The sequence below is a fragment of the Caballeronia arvi genome (assembly GCF_001544695.2).
GTDB classification, from domain to species: Bacteria; Pseudomonadota; Gammaproteobacteria; order Burkholderiales; family Burkholderiaceae; genus Caballeronia; species Caballeronia arvi.
In genome coordinates this window covers 165057-181832 of the sequence record NZ_FCOM02000012.1, presented here as the reverse complement: position 1 = coordinate 181832, position 16776 = coordinate 165057, and the positions used below count along the sequence as shown (strand labels likewise).

The window sequence follows — 16776 nt, the reverse complement described above, 5'->3', positions numbered from 1 at the left end:
TAAATCGGAATCCGATGCTTTCCTGGCGGACTCCACGCGAGCTTACAACATGAGAGGACTGAAACCATGATTGACTTCGAGCCCAAGTACATCACGTTCGACTGCTATGGCACGCTGACGAATTTCCGCATCGGAGAGATGACTCGCGCGCTTTACGGAAATCGCCTGCGGGGCGCCGAACTTGAGCAACTCGTCAACTTCTTTACGGCTTACCGGCGCGACGAAGCGCTCGGCGCCTGGAAGCCGTTCCGCGAGGTACTGATCAACGCGGCGCGCCGCGCATGCAAGCGCATGAACGTCAAGTTTAGCGAAGCGGAAGCCGAAAAGTTCTACCTCGCCGAGCCGACATGGGGGCCGCACCCGGACGTGCCGGAAGGCCTTTCGCGCCTCGCGAAAAAATACAAGCTCGTCATACTTACGAACGCGCCGGACGAGCACATCCAGAGCAATGTCGAAAAGCTGGGCGCGCCGTTTCATCACGTGTTCACCGCAGAGCAGGCTCAGTCGTACAAGCCGCGCATGCAGGGCTTCGAGTACATGTTCGACCAGCTGGACTGCGAACCTAAGGACGTCCTGCATGTTTCGTCGAGTCTGCGCTATGACCTCATGACAGCGCACGACTTGGGCATCAAGCATAAGGCATTCGTCAATCGCGGCCACGAGCCGGGCACGCCTTACTACAACTACTACGAAGTCGAGACGATCGGCGATATCGCCACTCTGCTCGGCCTGTGATCCGTCGGCACTTTCCACATCGCATTTAGCCGGCTGGCCGCACGTGCGGCTTCAGTCTTTCATCATTGCCGTGCGAATACAAGCCATGCTCAAAACCGATCTGGCAGCGCCCATATCTGCCAAAACGCGGCCGTTCATCGACCTTCAAAAATTGCGGCCCAGACGGATCGGATTCTACCTATCGGCTCAGATGCCGCGGACCGTTTCCTTTCCAATCGCCGCGTGCTAGATTCGACGCCATGCTCCCCGTGACCATTGGCAGCCATTGCGCTTGACGGCGAAAAGGGAAGAGGTGCAATCGCTTCCGGCAGACAAGTTCGTTATCCCTGCCGAAGGCACGGTCACTTTGATCCAGAAAGAACGCACCTTCACCCTGCAGCCGGGACACAGCGCGATCATCGGGCATAAAGCGGAATTCTCGTGGAACGTTTGAAATCCTGTATTGTTCATCCTCATGTGCTATCACGGTAGCCGCGCGGGCAATGCAGTCATCGTACCAGTTGCGGTGGCACCGCATCTGGAGCCGAGTGGCTGCGGCGGAACTGCTCCGCACGCCGACGCGGTGTGTCGCAATCACACCGATTATCGCTCCGCCGTCGGGGAGTTTGCCTGCGGTACGTGGAATTACGAGGCAGCATATCCGTCCTTGAACAAGGGGCGCAAGGAGCTGCGAAAGCCGCGAACATGTGACCAAGGTCTACGCCCTTTCGTCCGTCACACGTAACTCGGGTATTCTTTTTCACGAAAGACTCGTCGTCGTGGGGGCCCGCGACGGTCATGTCCGTGGGCCCCTTTGGTCAGCGGCTTGCTCCGCGTGTCGAATACGAGCTCATGCGAGATTGCCCTGACAGCGATACTTGATCGAGAGATAATCGTCGAGGCCATACTTCGAGCCTTCCCGTCCGTAGCCCGATTCCTTCACGCCGCCGAACGGCGCCGCTTCGCTCGAGAGCGCGCCTTCGTTGATGCCAACCAGACCCGCTTCGAGCAGACGCGACACACGGTCGATGCGCCGCAAATCCTGACTATAGAAATATGTCGCGAGCCCGAACGGCGTGTCGTTTGCGGCGCGGATCGCTTGCTCTTCGTCGTCGAAACGGAACAGCGGCACGACGGGTCCGAAAGTTTCCTCGCAGCTCAGGTGCATATCGGGCGTGGCGCCGGCGAGCACAGTCGGCGCGTAATAGTTCGGGCCCCGTTCCGTCAGGCGGTTGCCACCCGTGAGCACCTGTGCACCGCGCTCGATCGCGTCAAATACATGGCGCTCGATTTTTTCGACTGCGCGTGCATTGATCATCGGGCCGATTTGGGCGTCGGGATCCGTCGCGGGCGCGACCTTTAACGCGGCGACGCGCTTTGCCAGCAGATCGGCGAACTGATCGTAGACTGACGCTTGAACGTACACGCGATTCGGGGACACGCACGTCTGCCCGCCGTTGCGAAACTTTGATGCCATAAGGCCCGAGACGGCCGCGTCGAGATCTGCGTCGTCGAACACGATGAACGGCGCATTGCCGCCAAGCTCGAGCGAAAGCTTTTTCAACGTCCCCGCAGATTCGCGCGCTAGATACTTGCCTACCGGCGTCGAACCGGTGAAGGTAATCTTGCGCACGCGGCTATCGTCCAACCAGTCCTTGACTGACGCTGGTGCGTTGTCTCGCGACGCGCTAATGAGGTTTAGCGCGCCTGCCGGAACGCCTGCTTCATGCGCAAGGAGGATTAACGCAAATGCGGTGAGCGGGGTGTCCTCGGCTGGCTTACCGACCACTGTGCAGCCGGCGGCGAGCGCCGGCGCGATCTTGCGCGCGATCATCGCTAGCGGAAAATTCCACGGCGTAATTGCCGCGACGATCCCCACTGGCTCCTTCACCGCGCTCATACTCTTGCCGCGCTGCTGCTGCGGAATGATGTCGCCGTAGATACGCGTTGCTTCATTCGCGAACCACGCGACGTATGAAGCGCCGTACATGACCTCGCCACGCCCTTCCGCGAAAGGCTTCCCCTGTTCCAGCGAGATCAGACGCCCGAGCGTATCCGCGTGCCCAAGGATGAGTGCATGCCAGCGATGCAGCACGTCGGCGCGGTCCTTCGGCAAGGTATCGCGCCACACGGGGAAGGCGCGCGCGGCGGCATCAGTGGCGGCGCGAGCATCGGTGGGGCCGCTGTCGGCGACCTGAGCGATGACGTCGCCCGTCGCCGGATCAGTCACGGCGAAGCGCTTGCCGCTCGCGGCGGGGACCCACTTACCGTCGATGAAATTGTCGGTGCGAATCAGATCGTGCAATTCGTAACGTTGCGTCATGGTAGATGTCTCCGCATTCGAAGTGATCTTGGTTAAGCCAGAATAAAGCGGCACGGGGCAGAAGCAGGTGTGCCGGAGCGCCCGTACCCTGTGCATTCAGAACAGACGACTAGCGCCGGGGTGATGGCGCAGCAAGCGAAAGTAGTGCCCTGGATCATGCGGGTGGAGCAATGCCGAATCGCGCGGGAAGTGCAGGGCCACCAGGCGCGATAAACAGAACCTCAAGGCTGCCGTCCTGAGCACTGCGGACCACATGGGTAGCACCCATGGAAAACTCTCTCGACGGGGTCAGCGGCTGCAATGCCGCTCCATGTATGCCTTCACCTCATCAGCCGACGGTGCGATTAGCTCACACCGCCTGGGGCGTTGCTCCATGCTGGTCACTGGCACCGGCCGCGGCGCTTCCTGACCGATTGCCTCGCGGATGATGTCCTGAAACTTCAACGGCAGTGCAGTCTCAAGCACGATGGTGGGGATGCCCGAGCGGAGGTGTTCCCGCGCAACCTTGACGCCATCGGCAGTGTGCGGGTCTATCATCGTGCGATGGCGTTGCCAGGTATGCGAAATCGTCTGCAGGCGATCCAAGTGCGTACTCTTGCCCGACACAAAGCCATAGCGGGCAATGCAGGCAGTTTCCTGCTCTGTGAGACAGAATTGGCCGCGCTGGGAAAGCTCCAAGTCAAATAAGTCCCCGACGCGGTGTGCATCCCGGCCTAGTAAGTCGAAGATGAAGCGCTCGAAATTCGATGCCTTCGAGATGTCCATCGATGGGCTCGAAGTGACCATCGTCTCCCTGCTGCTGCGCACACGATATCGGCCGGTCTTGAAAAACTCGTCAAGCACATCGTTTTCGTTGGTCGCCAAAACCAGCTTTTCGATTGGCAACCCCATCATGCGGGCGACGTGGCCGGCGCATATGTTGCCGAAATTGCCGGACGGCACACAAAACGAGACGCGCTCGCTATTGTCGTTCGTCGCCTGGAAATAACCCGAGAAATAATAGACGACCTGCGCCAGCAAGCGCGCCCAGTTGATGGAATTGACCGTACCGATGTCGTATTGCCGCTTGAACGCGAGGTCGGCTGAAACTGCCTTGACGATATCCTGGCACGTGTCAAAGCTGCCTTCGACAACAAGATTGTGAATGTTCTTGTCCTGCAGGCTGAACATCTGGGCCTGCTGAAACGGACTCATGCGACCGCGGGGACTCAACATGAACACCTGGACGTTCTGCTTGCCCCGCATGGCATATTCGGCTGCGCTGCCGGTATCGCCCGACGTGGCGCCGAGGATATTGAGCCGCGCGCCGCGGCGCCCCAGCTCAGCTTCGAAGAGGTTGCCCAGGAACTGCATAGCTATGTCCTTGAAGGCAAAGGTAGGGCCATTGGACAGGTTTAGCAAAGCAGTCGATTCGTCAAGTCTTTGCAAGGGAACAATCTGCGCCGAGCCGAAGACTTCGGGGGTGTAGGTGCTGGCGATGATGGCACGTAGCTCGTGCGCTGGGATGTCGTCGATATACAGCGAGACAATCTGGAGGGCTAGCTCGGCATACGACAGGCTGCGCCAGTGCCTCAGCGTTGTGTCATCGACTTTGGGGTAGGTGGCGGGTACATATAGGCCACCGTCCGGTGCCAGCCCTTCCATCAACACTTCGGAAAACCGCCGGTCGACGCTGCCGCCCCGAGTCGAGATGTACCGCATAACGACGCTCCTGTTTATTGCCTTGAAAAACGAAGAGTTCGGCGCGACGCTGGAGGCCGTCATCGCCTGTTGCTGACCGATACATTCGTGTTAAAACGTACTGTATTGCGGCGTTACAAGAGCTCGTCACATCATCTCCGGGACCTTCAAGGAAGTGCCATCTGAGAAACGGTCCAAACGGTAAGGCGAGATATCCGTCATGGGTTTGGCTCCCGTCACCATATCGGCGACAAGCTCTCCCGCCGCTGAGCCCAATGCGAAGCCATGACCACTGAACCCGGTCGCGAGGTAAAAGCCAGGAAGGTCTGCAACATCGGAGATAACGGGAATGAGGTCGGGCGTCGTGTCGATTGCACCGGCCCAGGCATGCACCACCCGCATGTCGGAGAACCCCGGGATAGCGCGCTTAACGTTATCCAGGGCAACGTTCACGAATTCCGGGTCGGGAGTCGGGTCCAGCACGCGACAGCGTTCGAACGGCGAAACATCGACAAATTGCCAACTCGCCGATGCCTCGGGACCTTCGAACCACGGGTTTGAAAGACGGTACTTAAGCTTTTTGCCAATGTCGTTTCGGTAATTGCGGTAATACCTTATTGCGTTCTTAAGGCCAAGCGGCGCCAAGTCGATCCGACCGAAACCCGGAACAGCTAGCGTATATGCGCCGTCAAGCCGACGACGCAATGCGAAACCCGGACCGCTGAAGCAACCGTTGATCACATTTGCTGCGACAGACGTACGCATAGCGGTGCCAACCACGTTCACTGCAGGAAGGTCGACTCCATGACGCCTGCAAAAACGTGAGCTCCAGGCACCACCCGCGCATACCACTGTGCTCGCCTTGATCAGACCGTGCTCAGTCCACACACCGCTGACACGACCTGCACTGAGTTCCAGGCCGCGTGCGGCGCAGTTTTGATAGAGCAGCGCGCCGCGGCGCATCGCCCCCTTAGCTAGAGCGGGTGCCGCGCGCGAAGGCTCGGCGTAGCCGTCGTCGGGCGACCATACGCCACCGGCGTACCGTGGACCGCTACTGGGAGCACGCCTGCTCATCTCGGCCGCGCTAAGCATATGACTGACAAACCCGATCTCGCGCGCCTGCTTGCACCACGCGTCCCACTGGGCGACTTTTTTGCGTCGTTGCTGGCATAAAGAATTCCGTCGCGGCGAAAGCCTAGGTCAATCCGGATTTCATCGCGCAACTCGCTCCAACGACGAAGGCTGCGCATGGCAAGTGGCAGTTCAAACATGTCGCGGTTCTGTCGGCGGACCCAGCCCCAGTTGCGCCCCGATTGCTCGCCACCGACAATGCCTTTGTCCACCAACGCGACAGAAACGCCGCGTCGGGCCAATTCATAGGCGGTGGATGTCCCGACGATTCCGGCCCCGATCACGATCACATCGGCGGCGCTCGCAAATTCCGGCGTGTCGTACACCTCTTCAACTCTAAGCATTTCAGATTTCATCGTTCAATTGTCGTTGCCACTGGCCAAGGACGAGGTCAATAACCGCGCGACACGTCCACTACGCCAGTCAACGTTTCGTTGGCCAAGTGCCTTCGAAGGTTGGCCACCACGAATTCAGCGCCGCCTTCGGCGTCGGTAACGCTGGCGACGTGCGGCGTTAGAACAACTTTCGGGTGAGTCCAAAACGGGTGATCCTCAGGCAACGGTTCAGTATTCGCTACGTCGAGGATGGCGCAACGAAGCTTATCTGATGCTAATGCGTCAAGAAGGTCTCTCTCGATCAAGTGACCTCCACGGCCAACGTTGATTAGACACGCGCCGTCTGGTAAGGCGTTGAAGGTCTTCGAACTCAATATGCCGCGCGTCTCGTCAGTCAGCGGGAGGAGGCAAACGAGAATGTCGATGCGAGCTAGGAATTGAGCCAGTTCATCCGGCCCGGCAAACGTTATTACGCCATCGATGGCCCTCGGAGAACGGCTCCAGCCGTGTAGTCTGAAGCCGAAGGGCTTCAGACTGTTGAGCAAACCTGTGCCGAGCACGCCCAGCCCCATCACCCCGACGCTTCGGTCCTTCGCTGCAACGGCAGGCAATTGCTCCCAAGCTCGAGTGCGCTGCAGAACGAGGTAAGCGGGCAGGTTACGGTGCGCTGCCAGCACCGCCAACGTGCCGTACTCATTCATGCCTGCGGCCAATCCTGGTTCAGTCATGCGCAAAAGTTTCACGCCCGATGGAAGTGCGCTAGCGTCAATCTGATCCACTCCTGCGCCGACCGAAAATACCAATTCGAGCTTTGGGAACTTTTCGCCAAGATCAGCAGGCGGTACCCAGCAAGCGAGGTATTTGACCTTCAACGGATCTCCCACGTACGGCCAAACGCGGAATTCCAGGTTCGGGAATTCCTTCCTCAGACGCGTGCGCCATACCTCACCGCGGCGAGCCTCGGATTTATAGAGGAACGTCATTTGGGTATTCCAATTTCCGGAGCTATAAATGGATCGAAAACAGACCTTGACATGCTTCATGTCCGACTGTCTCGTTAAAGCGCGCCGCGTCCGGCGATACGAGCTCGTTTACCACCCGTAGAAGCGTGGCCAGATTTCAACACTACCGTCGCGACTGACCGCCTGATAAGCCGGATGTTGCGCCCCAGTGGCACACGCATGGTTGGGCAGGATGCGCAGGCGCGTCCCGATTGGAAAGCGCTGCTCGATCTCGCGATCCGGCGTGCCGAACCGGGACACTATGCCGTGTTCCTGGTTCGCGCCGCTCATCAGATATTCGCCCAGCACCTCTCCGTTTTCGAGGCAGACGAGACCGTATCCAAAATCGCGTTTCTGGCGCTCGGTACCGCGGTCGCGGCTCATTGCCATCCATCCCGCATCGACAATGGCCCACCCTTTCTCGCTCTGGTGGCCGATCACAGTAGTCAACACGCTCAGTGCAATCTCGGACGTGTCGTTGACGCCCACGTTATGCATGACGAGATCGAACATAACGTAGACGCCTGCCCGAACTTCCGTCACCCCTTCCAGATGCCGGGCGGCCAGCGCCGTCGGCGTCGATCCGATACTCACGACGTCACACTGCAGGCCCGCTGCCCGAAGGCGCTCAGCGGCGCGCACGCAGCCCGAACGTTCCTGTTCTGCGATGCGGACCAGTTCGTCATGTGTATCGTAGTCGTAGCTGGAACCGGCATGGGCCAACACACCGCCGAGATGCATGCCGCCGCTAACGAGAGTGTTTGCGACAGTGAGGAGCGTGTCGTCCTCAGGTGCGATGCCTGAGCGATGGCCGTCCACGTCGATCTCGATCCAAACTTCGAAGGGTTCTCCTTCTTCCCGGCCGAAAGCGACGATGGCCTCAGCGCTGGCGACACTGTCGGCGACGATCTTCAGGTCGCAGCCTTGGCGACGCAGCGCCAGGGCCTGCGGGAGTTTTGTCGGGGCCATGCCCACAGCGTAGACGATGTCATGGATGCCGCTTGCGAAGAACTGTTCGGCTTCCTTGAGGGTGGACACGGTGATACCGCGTGCGCCGGCGTCCATTTGCGCCCTAACCACCTGCTGGCATTTGGTTGTTTTAACGTGCGGGCGGAAACTCACGCCGAGCGCATCCATGCGTTGTTGCATCCGTTCGATGTTGTGGTTCATGCGCACAACATCGATTAATGCAGCGGGTGTGTTCAACGACTCCAAATTCATCTATGGCTCCTGGCGATTCGTCGCGCGATCGGTATTCGGTTCCGACATCGCGCATGCGGAGAAGTCACTATAGGAGTTCACTGAGAACTTGTGCTTAATGGCCGTTAAATCGACCGTTAAGCAATATCGAATGTCAACGCGATAAAGGGAGTTCCGCGGCGGGCGGTGTGGAATTCAAGTCTTCTTCCGGGTGCGGCACGCAACCGAGACGCACTGAGTGCAGCGAACAGTCGCACGCCGTGGGCCTCCGGCGTTAACAGATCTTTAACGACAGATTTATTGGCTATTAAGCACGGCAAAAACATTCTTACCTATAGTTCGTTGCATGAACTTGGCAGCTGCGTGGACCACATAGATGTCGGAAGGTCGGCGCCGACTCGGCACGGGGTGGCGAAACAAGTTTGCACCGTCGCTGCGCTCAGTTGCGGAACAGTAACGTGTGGAGGGGTCGCTTAATGAAACAGGAATCCGTTGCGAACGTTCTTTCGTCACCGACGAATCTTCAGTATCGAAAGTTCGCTCCGGCCGATATACAAGGGGCTCACGCTCTTTCTACGGCGCTTGGCTGGCCATACAGGCCGGAAGACTGGGAATTTTCCGCTGACACTGCAATAGCGTTCGTCGCTGAAGAAAGTGGTGTCGTCATTGGCACTGCATTCTGCTGGAAATTCGGATCGGACCGAGCCGCTGTCGGTCACGTCATTGTGTCATCTGCGCATCAAGGACAGGGTATCGGACGCAAGCTAATGGAGGCCGTCCTCGAAGAGTTGGGGCCACGTATCACATTCCTCCATGCGACGCCGGCCGGCCGGCCGCTCTACGAAAAGCTTGGGTTCAACGTGTGTGGATCGTTGGAACAGTACCAGGGGAACGTCGACGAAGTAATGCCGCCACCGCTGCTTGAGGGTGAACGCCTGCGCACCGGGACACCTGAAGACTTTCCTTACATCATTGAACTGGCTTCGCGCGCTTCCGGCCTTGAGCGTGATGCGCTTCTGTCGGGGTTACTAAAGCGCGGGGAAAGCGTCGTGCTTGAACGCGACAGCGAGACCGTCGGATTTTCCGTGCTGCGGCGCTTTGGCCGGGGGCACGTGATCGGCCCCGTGGTCGCACTTCGGTCGCGCGGCGACGCGCGTGCAAGGGCTCTGATCGGCCATTGGCTGACCCGACAAGAAGGCGAATTCATTCGTATCGACGTCCCTTCAGGAACGAGTTTGACAGACTGGCTCAGCGATCAGGGACTGAAGCGAGTGGACACCTGCTCAAAGATGGTTCGGAATGCGTCCGCCGGAGCGTACAGTGGCGCGCCCGATCCTGTGTGCAGGCTTTACGGGCTTATCAGTCAGGCCATGTTGTAGGTCGCAGTCGAGCGGCGAATTCTGCCGCCTCGAACAGAATCATGTTTGGAGCATTTGATATGGAGTGAACGCTTTTGCGAGTTGCTCTCCATCGCGGTCGGAGGGCAACCGACCGTCCTGCGCAAGCTCTTGCCGCGCTTGTTTGAAGAACATTCGTTGAGGATCCATCATGTCTCACATTACATCGCAGACTGCTTCCGGCACGCATGGCAGTTTTATTCAACGCATTTTCGTTACGGCTGCCGTTGCACTTTCAATGGCTTTCGGAGCCGGTCCCTCATACGCTGCTCCGGTGCAGGTTTCCGCCGGAACGACGCCCTCCAGCGTTCCCAACGCGTTCTTGGATCTGAAGACACATGAAATCGCCGGCGTCATGCCGGATGCGATCCGTGAAATCGGAAAGCGTGAGGGTTTCGACGTGTCGTTCGACGTCATCCCTTTTCCTGCGCTGATCCAATCGGTCGTTTCCGACAAGATAGATCTCATCGTGGCGGGAATGACGCCGACGCCGAAGCGCCAGGAGGTGGTCGATTTCTCTCAGCCGGTGGCAGAGTTCGGAAAGGGGATCATCATCAACGCCTCGGATAAAGCCAGCTATCGGACGATTCAGGATTTGAAGGGAATGATTGTCGGAGCGGGTGCCGGCGAGGAAACATCTGAGGAACTCGTCAAGCTCGGCATCTTCAAGGAAGTCAAGATGTACAACACCGCGGCGGATATGGCCCGCGACGTTGCCTTAGGGCGCATCACAGCAGCGTTCAACGATTATCCGGTATGGAAGGCGCAGGAAGCGGCCGGGACACTGCAGGGCTGTCGTGTCGTCGATGGTTTCATGCCGCTTCGCAGGGTGCCGATTGCGTTCGGGGTCAAGAAAGGTAACGCTGTGTTACTTTTGAAAATAAACGACGGGCTCGCCAAGATAAAGGCGGACGGGACACTGGACAAGATCCTCAAGAAATGGAATTTCGTGCAGTGACACGCGGACTACCGATCGGTTTCGCGCGAATGTTTAGCGGCTCGCGTTTTCGGATCGCTCGTGCGGCATCCACGAACCGGCGCGACAGATGTTCGTGAGCATGGTCGGCGGAAAATGGAGACGGCCGGTTCGCCGCAATACCTAAGTATAGCTTGCGAGGGTATCGGTTCTCGACAGCTACGATGCAGGGTGGCGCCGGTCATGCAGTGTAACGATTAATAGAAAGGCAAATCATGCGTTGGAGCGACATAGTCGAGTTTGTCCCGATATTGCTTCAAGGGGCCGGGATGACGGTCTTCATCACGGTTAGCTGCCTGATCCTCAGTACCGCGCTTGGTCTCGTTTGGGCGCTATTGAAGATGTCGCGGCATGCGCCGGTCAGGTGTGCGGCCACCACGTTGATCAACGTGGTTCGTGGTCTTCCGATGATCGTGTTGCTGTTCTACATCTACTTTGTATTGCCTTCGATTCACCTCCAGATGAGTGCATTGCAAGCAAGCATCGTTGGTCTGGCGTTTGGTTATTCGACGTACGTCGCCGAGATTATCCGGTCAGGCATCGAGTCGGTGGATCCAGGTCAATATGAAGCCGCGCAGTCCATAGGTATGGGGCGCATCAAGACCATGACCCGGGTGATTCTTCCGCAGGCGATCAAGGTCGCACTGCCGCCCTACAGCAATACGCTTGTATCGATGCTCAAGGATTCGTCTCTGGCATCGACGATCACCGTCTCTGAGATTACGCGCCAAGGATTCCTGATTGCTGCAGCGACCTTTCAGAACATGACGGTCTATACGCTCGTGGCGATCGCATATCTCGCAATGAGCCTTCCGTTGATGAAATTGACGAAGGCGCTGGAACGGCGCTTCGGAAAACACAAGGTGAAGTGAGGTTGCAATGATCGAAATCAAGGACGTGCACAAAAGCTTTGGCAGCGTGCCGGTGCTCAGGGGCATTACGTTGAAGGTGAATCAAGGAGAGGTCGTGTGTCTGATCGGAGCGTCGGGCTCCGGCAAGTCGACGCTTCTTCGATGCATCAATGCGCTTGAGTCATATGATTCTGGCGAGATAAGACTACTGGATCAAATCGTTGAGCAGCGCTCGCGTCATATCAATCAGCTTCGCACCCAGGTCGGTATGGTTTTCCAGCGGTTTAACCTGTTCCCGCACCGCACTGCGGTAGAAAACGTGATGGAGGGGCCGGTGCATGTCAAGCATGACTCAGTCCTGCAAGCGCGGCGCGAGGCGATCGATCTGCTCCACAAGGTTGGCCTCGGCGAGAAAATAGACGCCTATCCGCACCAACTCTCGGGCGGCCAGCAGCAGCGGGTCGCGATTGCTCGGTCGCTTGCGATGAAGCCAAAGGCGATCCTCTTCGACGAGCCGACTTCGGCGCTCGACCCGGAACTCGTGGGCGAAGTGCTCAGCGTCATGCGCACGCTAGCTCGCGAAGGTATGACGATGCTGGTCGTCACCCACGAAATGGGCTTCGCCCGCGAAGTGGCCGACCGTGTGTGCTTCCTGCATGCTGGCCTCATCATCGAGGAGGGCAGTGCCAAGGAGGTGCTCGCCTCTCCACGCGAAGCGCGTACCCGAGAGTTTCTGCGCCATGTGCTGACGCATCGCGTCGAGGATCCGCATGCGCACAACGGTGGTACAGGAGCGGTGGCATGAACGGGCGATTCGAGCGGCTAGGTGAAACGGACCGTTAGCGGATAGGGCCGACTACAGACGAGCAACCGGTCGAAGCGCTGATTGGCGATACGCTGCTGACTGCGAGCCTGTTCTCCTGACGGCACGTGCACCAGTTGGAGTTCAGTGGGGAGAACCGCGCAGGCTTGTGACCTGAGGGGTGCATGCCTGGATTGGTGGGTCCGGACGCACGATGGCAAACGGCTGCGCGCATGCACGAGCGCCGTCGAAGCAGGCATGGCGATCGTCACCAGTCAACCCGGGGGACAATAACTGAGCCCCGTCTCGAGATTGTCGGCGGTGAGCCTGCCGGTGTTTGCGCGGAGAATCTGGTGCTCACCGGTATCCGACCGACTGTCATCGATGAGGGCCGACGAAACGGCGGCCAGACTTATCGGCGTCAGCAGAAAGGGTTCACCCGGCTGAAGCGGCGCGCGCCGAGAGTTTGGACGGGTGCTTTGAGCGGCTGCGCGAGCTGTTCACCGACAACGCAGTGGATTTCGCTGGGGCCATGACAGCGTTGGCCGGGCAGTGGAACGCGCCGATGGCACTAGATGCAGCGCCCGGCGAGGCCCACGAGCAATCGGGTATCGCGACGCAAATCGCGTCGCGCGGCGGTGAGATTGTGTCCCGATGCGGTAGGCACAATGGAGAGACGAGGAGGCGTCGGGCCAGATCGGCGCAAACATTGTGTTCAATCGTCGTCTCGGACATTGCTCGTGCATCGTCGAGCGGACTCGCGGGTCCAGGAGGTCAATGGTGCCGTTACGCAACTCGACGCAATGGTGCAGATGGACGCGGCGTTGGTCGAGGATTCCGCAGCCGCATCGGCCGCGTTGCGGCCCCAGGCGAACGCTTTGGCATCGTCCATCAAAGTATTCTAGGTCGATTGGACATTCTCTCGCTGCATTGCGGGCAGGAGCTGGATGCGCTATCGCACATTCAGCGCTAGGTTCCCGCTCACCGAACCGCTCATCCATCGCCTCAGTCGCCTGCCGTTCATTAGGGGCACAGGTCGAGGGCTTCATTTGACCGTAACGAACTCAGACTTGGCCTCGGCTGGCCACATCTAGCATTGCGCTCCGCAGGGGCGCCAACCAAGCAGATGGCGGTGCGGTGACGCGGGGAAAAGGGGTGGCAAGCAGGTTTGGCGCGTCAACAGTGATTCGAGGAGAAGCAATGAAACGGGTGCTCGACAAGGTCGACGAGACGATACTCGCGCAGCTCACGGAGGACGCGCGACTGTCTCATAACGAGATCGCGCGGTCGGTCAATCTATCGCGCAACGCGGTCCGGCTTCGGATCGAAAGACTGGAGCGCGACAAATTCATCCACGGGTACACGATCAAGTCCGGCGTTGCGGCGCTCGAGTCGGGATCGATCAGGGCCCTGATGTTCATCTATCGGAAAGACCGGATGCGAGGAATCGACGTGTTGCGCTACGTCCGCTCCGTGCGAGAGGTCGTCGCGTGCGATGTTATGAGTGGTGAGCTGGATGTCGTGCTGCACATTGAGGCCACGACCCCAGACCGTGTTCACAAACTCTGGGAAGAAATATCGGCGTTGCCAGAGGTCCTCAACACTGTCACGTCGTTCGTTCTTACGCGAGCAAAGTGCAGCGGTTAGCGCCTGCAATCGTGTTAGCTCCATTCGAGCAATTCGGAAAGCGCAACGAGCCATTTGCTCGATATTTCGATCAAATTTGCCGATTGGAAATGACGTGGCCGCTGATTACCATCACCGTCATCCGTTCAGAAAAGTGAGGGTGATGTAGTGATCGAATACAAGGTTGCTCTAATTGGTTTTGGCGGCGTCAATCGGGCGCTCGTTCAGCTCGCAGCAGAAAACAACGCCGGATGGTTGCGCGAGTTGGGGTTTCAATTGAAATTTGTTGGCGTCAGTGATTTGTATCTCGGATCCGCGATTTGCCCGCGCGGTCTCGACCTGAACGACTTGTGCGCGCTGCCGAGTGTCAAGGGCGCCCTCGAAAATCTTCCTGGCGGCAAGGCTCTTCCAGAAACCGAAGAGGTCATCCAGCACAGTGGCGCCGACATCGTGGCGGAGGCGACGTTCACGAATCCGGTGGACGGCGAACCTGCATCGTCGTACTGCTGGAACGCGTTGAACAAGGGCATCAGCGTCGTCACCACCAACAAGGGACCCGTGGCGTTCAACGCGGACGCGTTGACACATGCAGCGGAACTGAAAGGCGTCTTCTTCGAGTTCGAAGGCTCGGTGATGAGCGGCACGCCCGCCATTCGATTGGCGAGAGAATCGCTCGCCGGTTCCGATCTTGTAGGGTTCGAGGGCATCTTGAACGGCACATCCAACCTCGTCATCTCCAGCATGGAAATGGGTCTTAGCTTCGAAGAAGCGGTGGAGAAAGCGCAGCGACTTGGCTATGCCGAAGCTGATCCGACAGCTGACATCGAGGGGCACGATGTGCGCCTCAAGGTGACGATCCTGGCTAACCAGCTGCTCGGAGCCAAGCTCAAGCCGCGCGACGTGACGTGCAAGGGCATCAGCGGCTTGACGGTTCAAGCCGTGCAGGATGCAGTCGCGTCGAATGCCCGCTGGAAATTGATTGGCAGTGCATCGAAAGCGCCGGACGGCACGGTGTGCGCAAGCGTAGAGCCGAAACTTCTGCCGATTGAGAATTCGCTGGCTAGCGTTGCCGGTGCAATCAATGCCGTGACCTTCAAGACCAGGGTCCTGGGTGACGTGACGGTGCGCGGACCGGGCGCTGGTCGAACCGAAACCGCTTACGCTTTGCTCTCAGATATTGTAAGCATTCACCGGAAGAAGTCCGCAGTGGAGGCAAGCAAATGAACGTTCCCACGTTTCAAGATGGTGTAGCGTCCGGTTTCATCGCAGTCACGAATCCGTTTGACGGGGCGGAGATTGGCAAGATCGCGGATATTCCGCCTGAAAGTGCGCAGATGCTGATTCAGGCCGCAAGGGACGGCGCGCGTGTGTGCCGGAATCTCTCGCGATATGAGCGGGCGCGCATTCTTGAAAACTGCGCGTCGCTCGTGGACCGGGACAAGGAAGCGTTTGCTGCACTGATTGTCTCTGAGGCTGGCAAAACCCTCAGGCAGGCGCAAAAGGAGGTGCTTCGCTGCGTCAACACGCTGAAACTGTCTGCAGACGAAGCGCGCAGGAACGGCGGCGAAGTTGTTCCTTTCGATGCCTACGCCGGATCGGAGAAGCGCCAGGGATGGTTTTCCCGCGAGCCGCTTGGCGTGATTGTCGCGATCACCCCCTCCAACGATCCGCTCAATCTGGTGGCGCACAAGCTCGGACCGGCGATTGCCGGCGGTAATTCGGTGGTCCTGAAACCTTCCGAGCTCGCACCGCTATCGGCAATCAGGCTCGCCGATTATCTGGTCGCTGCGGGTCTGCCACCCAACATTGTCGTCGTCGCGAACGGCGGAGCCGCCCTTGGGGAGGCGCTGGTCTCCGCACGTGACGTGCGTATGGTGTCGTTCACAGGCGGGTTTGTTACTGGCGAGAAGATCGCCCGGGCCGCAGGACTGAAAAAGCTTGCCATGGATCTGGGCGGCAACGCTCCGGTCATCGTGATGAGCGATTGCGATCTAGAGGACGCCGTGGAGTGCTGCGTCTCGGGTGCCTACTGGGCGGCTGGCCAGAATTGCATTGGCACGCAGCGGATCCTAATTCATTCGGATATCTATGAGAGGTTCAAGGGGCGCTTCGTTGCGCTCACACAGAGTCTGAAGGTCGGCGATCCCGCGTTGCCGGATACGGATATTGGACCCATGATCACGGCTCAAGCTGCAAAGCAGACTGCGCGCGTCGTGAACGATGCCATTCGTCTCGGAGCCAAGTTATTGTCCGGCAACATACTCGACGGCGCAGTGTACGCACCGACCGTTCTTGAAGATGTGGATTTTGGCTGCGATCTGTGGAGGCAGGAGGTATTCGGCCCCGTCGTCGTACTGCAGCGGATCGAATCGCTGGACGAAGCCCTCGCTCTGGCGAACACCCCCGAGTACAGTCTCCACTCGGGCATCTTCACCGCGGATCTGGAGGTCGCACTGAAGGCGGCAGACGCGCTTGAAGCCGGCGGAGTCATGATCAATGACTCGTCAGACTATCGTTTCGATGCGATGCCTTTTGGCGGGTTCAAGTATGGAAGCCTCGGGAGAGAGGGCGTTCGGTTTGCCTACGAGGAAATGACGCAGCCGAAGGTTGTGTGTATTCGACGGGCGATTGAAAAGCGTCCTGAAGCGCAGTAGTTACTTTGTTGACGGTGGCAGACAGACTGCCGGAGTTCCGCCACTTTACGCTTGAGCGGGGAGACGCCGGTCCATGAACTTCGGCA

At 58.7% G+C, this 16776-nt stretch carries 12 protein-coding genes and 2 pseudogenes; 9 read left to right on the top strand and 5 right to left on the bottom strand.

Features of this window, described 5'->3' with window-relative positions; all coding sequences use genetic code 11:
- Positions 1–66: 66 nt before the first annotated feature.
- Positions 67–735, top strand: coding sequence for a haloacid dehalogenase type II (locus tag AWB74_RS16800; protein ID WP_061147860.1), 669 nt, complete (start codon positions 67–69; stop codon positions 733–735).
- An 829-nt stretch (positions 736–1564) separates the two neighbouring features.
- Here the strand turns inward: AWB74_RS16800 and AWB74_RS16795 are convergent.
- The 5 genes and pseudogenes from AWB74_RS16795 to AWB74_RS16775 form a co-directional block, all read right to left on the bottom strand.
- The gene (locus tag AWB74_RS16795; protein WP_061147859.1) at positions 1565–3037 is read right to left on the bottom strand and encodes an NAD-dependent succinate-semialdehyde dehydrogenase; all 1473 of its coding nucleotides are present in this window, start codon (positions 3035–3037) and stop codon (positions 1565–1567) included.
- Between the two features lie 288 nt (positions 3038–3325).
- A complete protein-coding gene (thrC, locus tag AWB74_RS16790; protein ID WP_061147894.1) occupies positions 3326–4738 on the bottom strand; it encodes a threonine synthase in 1413 nt (470 codons plus the stop codon).
- A gap of 126 nt (positions 4739–4864) precedes the next feature.
- A pseudogene (locus tag AWB74_RS16785) lies at positions 4865–6192 on the bottom strand (NAD(P)/FAD-dependent oxidoreductase).
- 47 nt (positions 6193–6239) lie between these two features.
- Positions 6240–7166, bottom strand: a complete 927-nt coding sequence (locus tag AWB74_RS16780; RefSeq protein ID WP_061147858.1) for a 2-hydroxyacid dehydrogenase — start codon at positions 7164–7166, stop codon at positions 6240–6242.
- A 108-nt stretch (positions 7167–7274) separates the two neighbouring features.
- Complete coding sequence (locus AWB74_RS16775; RefSeq protein ID WP_061147857.1) at positions 7275–8405, bottom strand: DSD1 family PLP-dependent enzyme; 1131 nt, start codon at positions 8403–8405, stop codon at positions 7275–7277.
- Between the two features lie 455 nt (positions 8406–8860).
- Here AWB74_RS16775 and AWB74_RS16770 point away from each other — a divergent pair, with 455 nt between their 5' ends.
- From AWB74_RS16770 to AWB74_RS16730, 8 genes and pseudogenes are all read left to right on the top strand, one after another.
- The gene (locus AWB74_RS16770) at positions 8861–9763 is read left to right on the top strand and encodes a GNAT family N-acetyltransferase (protein ID WP_061147856.1); all 903 of its coding nucleotides are present in this window, start codon (positions 8861–8863) and stop codon (positions 9761–9763) included.
- Positions 9764–9932: 169 nt separating this feature from the next.
- Complete coding sequence (locus AWB74_RS16765; protein ID WP_061147855.1) at positions 9933–10739, top strand: ABC transporter substrate-binding protein; 807 nt, start codon at positions 9933–9935, stop codon at positions 10737–10739.
- Positions 10740–10972: 233 nt separating this feature from the next.
- Positions 10973–11629, top strand: a complete 657-nt coding sequence (locus tag AWB74_RS16760; protein WP_061147854.1) for an amino acid ABC transporter permease — start codon at positions 10973–10975, stop codon at positions 11627–11629.
- Between the two features lie 7 nt (positions 11630–11636).
- Positions 11637–12413 carry an amino acid ABC transporter ATP-binding protein gene (locus AWB74_RS16755; protein ID WP_061147853.1) on the top strand — a complete coding sequence of 259 codons (777 nt, stop codon included), beginning with the start codon at positions 11637–11639 and terminating at the stop codon, positions 12411–12413.
- A 287-nt stretch (positions 12414–12700) separates the two neighbouring features.
- Positions 12701–12900 (top strand): annotated as a pseudogene (locus tag AWB74_RS48605) (NAD(P)-binding protein); the annotation flags it as partial.
- 710 nt (positions 12901–13610) lie between these two features.
- Positions 13611–14057: an Lrp/AsnC family transcriptional regulator gene (locus AWB74_RS16740; protein WP_061147852.1), complete on the top strand. Its 447-nt coding sequence runs from the start codon at positions 13611–13613 to the stop codon at positions 14055–14057.
- A 147-nt stretch (positions 14058–14204) separates the two neighbouring features.
- Entirely contained in the window at positions 14205–15260 is a 1056-nt protein-coding gene (locus tag AWB74_RS16735) for a homoserine dehydrogenase (RefSeq protein WP_061147851.1), read from the top strand.
- Complete coding sequence (locus AWB74_RS16730; RefSeq protein ID WP_061147850.1) at positions 15257–16690, top strand: aldehyde dehydrogenase family protein; 1434 nt, start codon at positions 15257–15259, stop codon at positions 16688–16690. Before AWB74_RS16735 ends, AWB74_RS16730 begins: the two co-directional genes overlap by 4 nt.
- Positions 16691–16776: the final 86 nt, after the last annotated feature.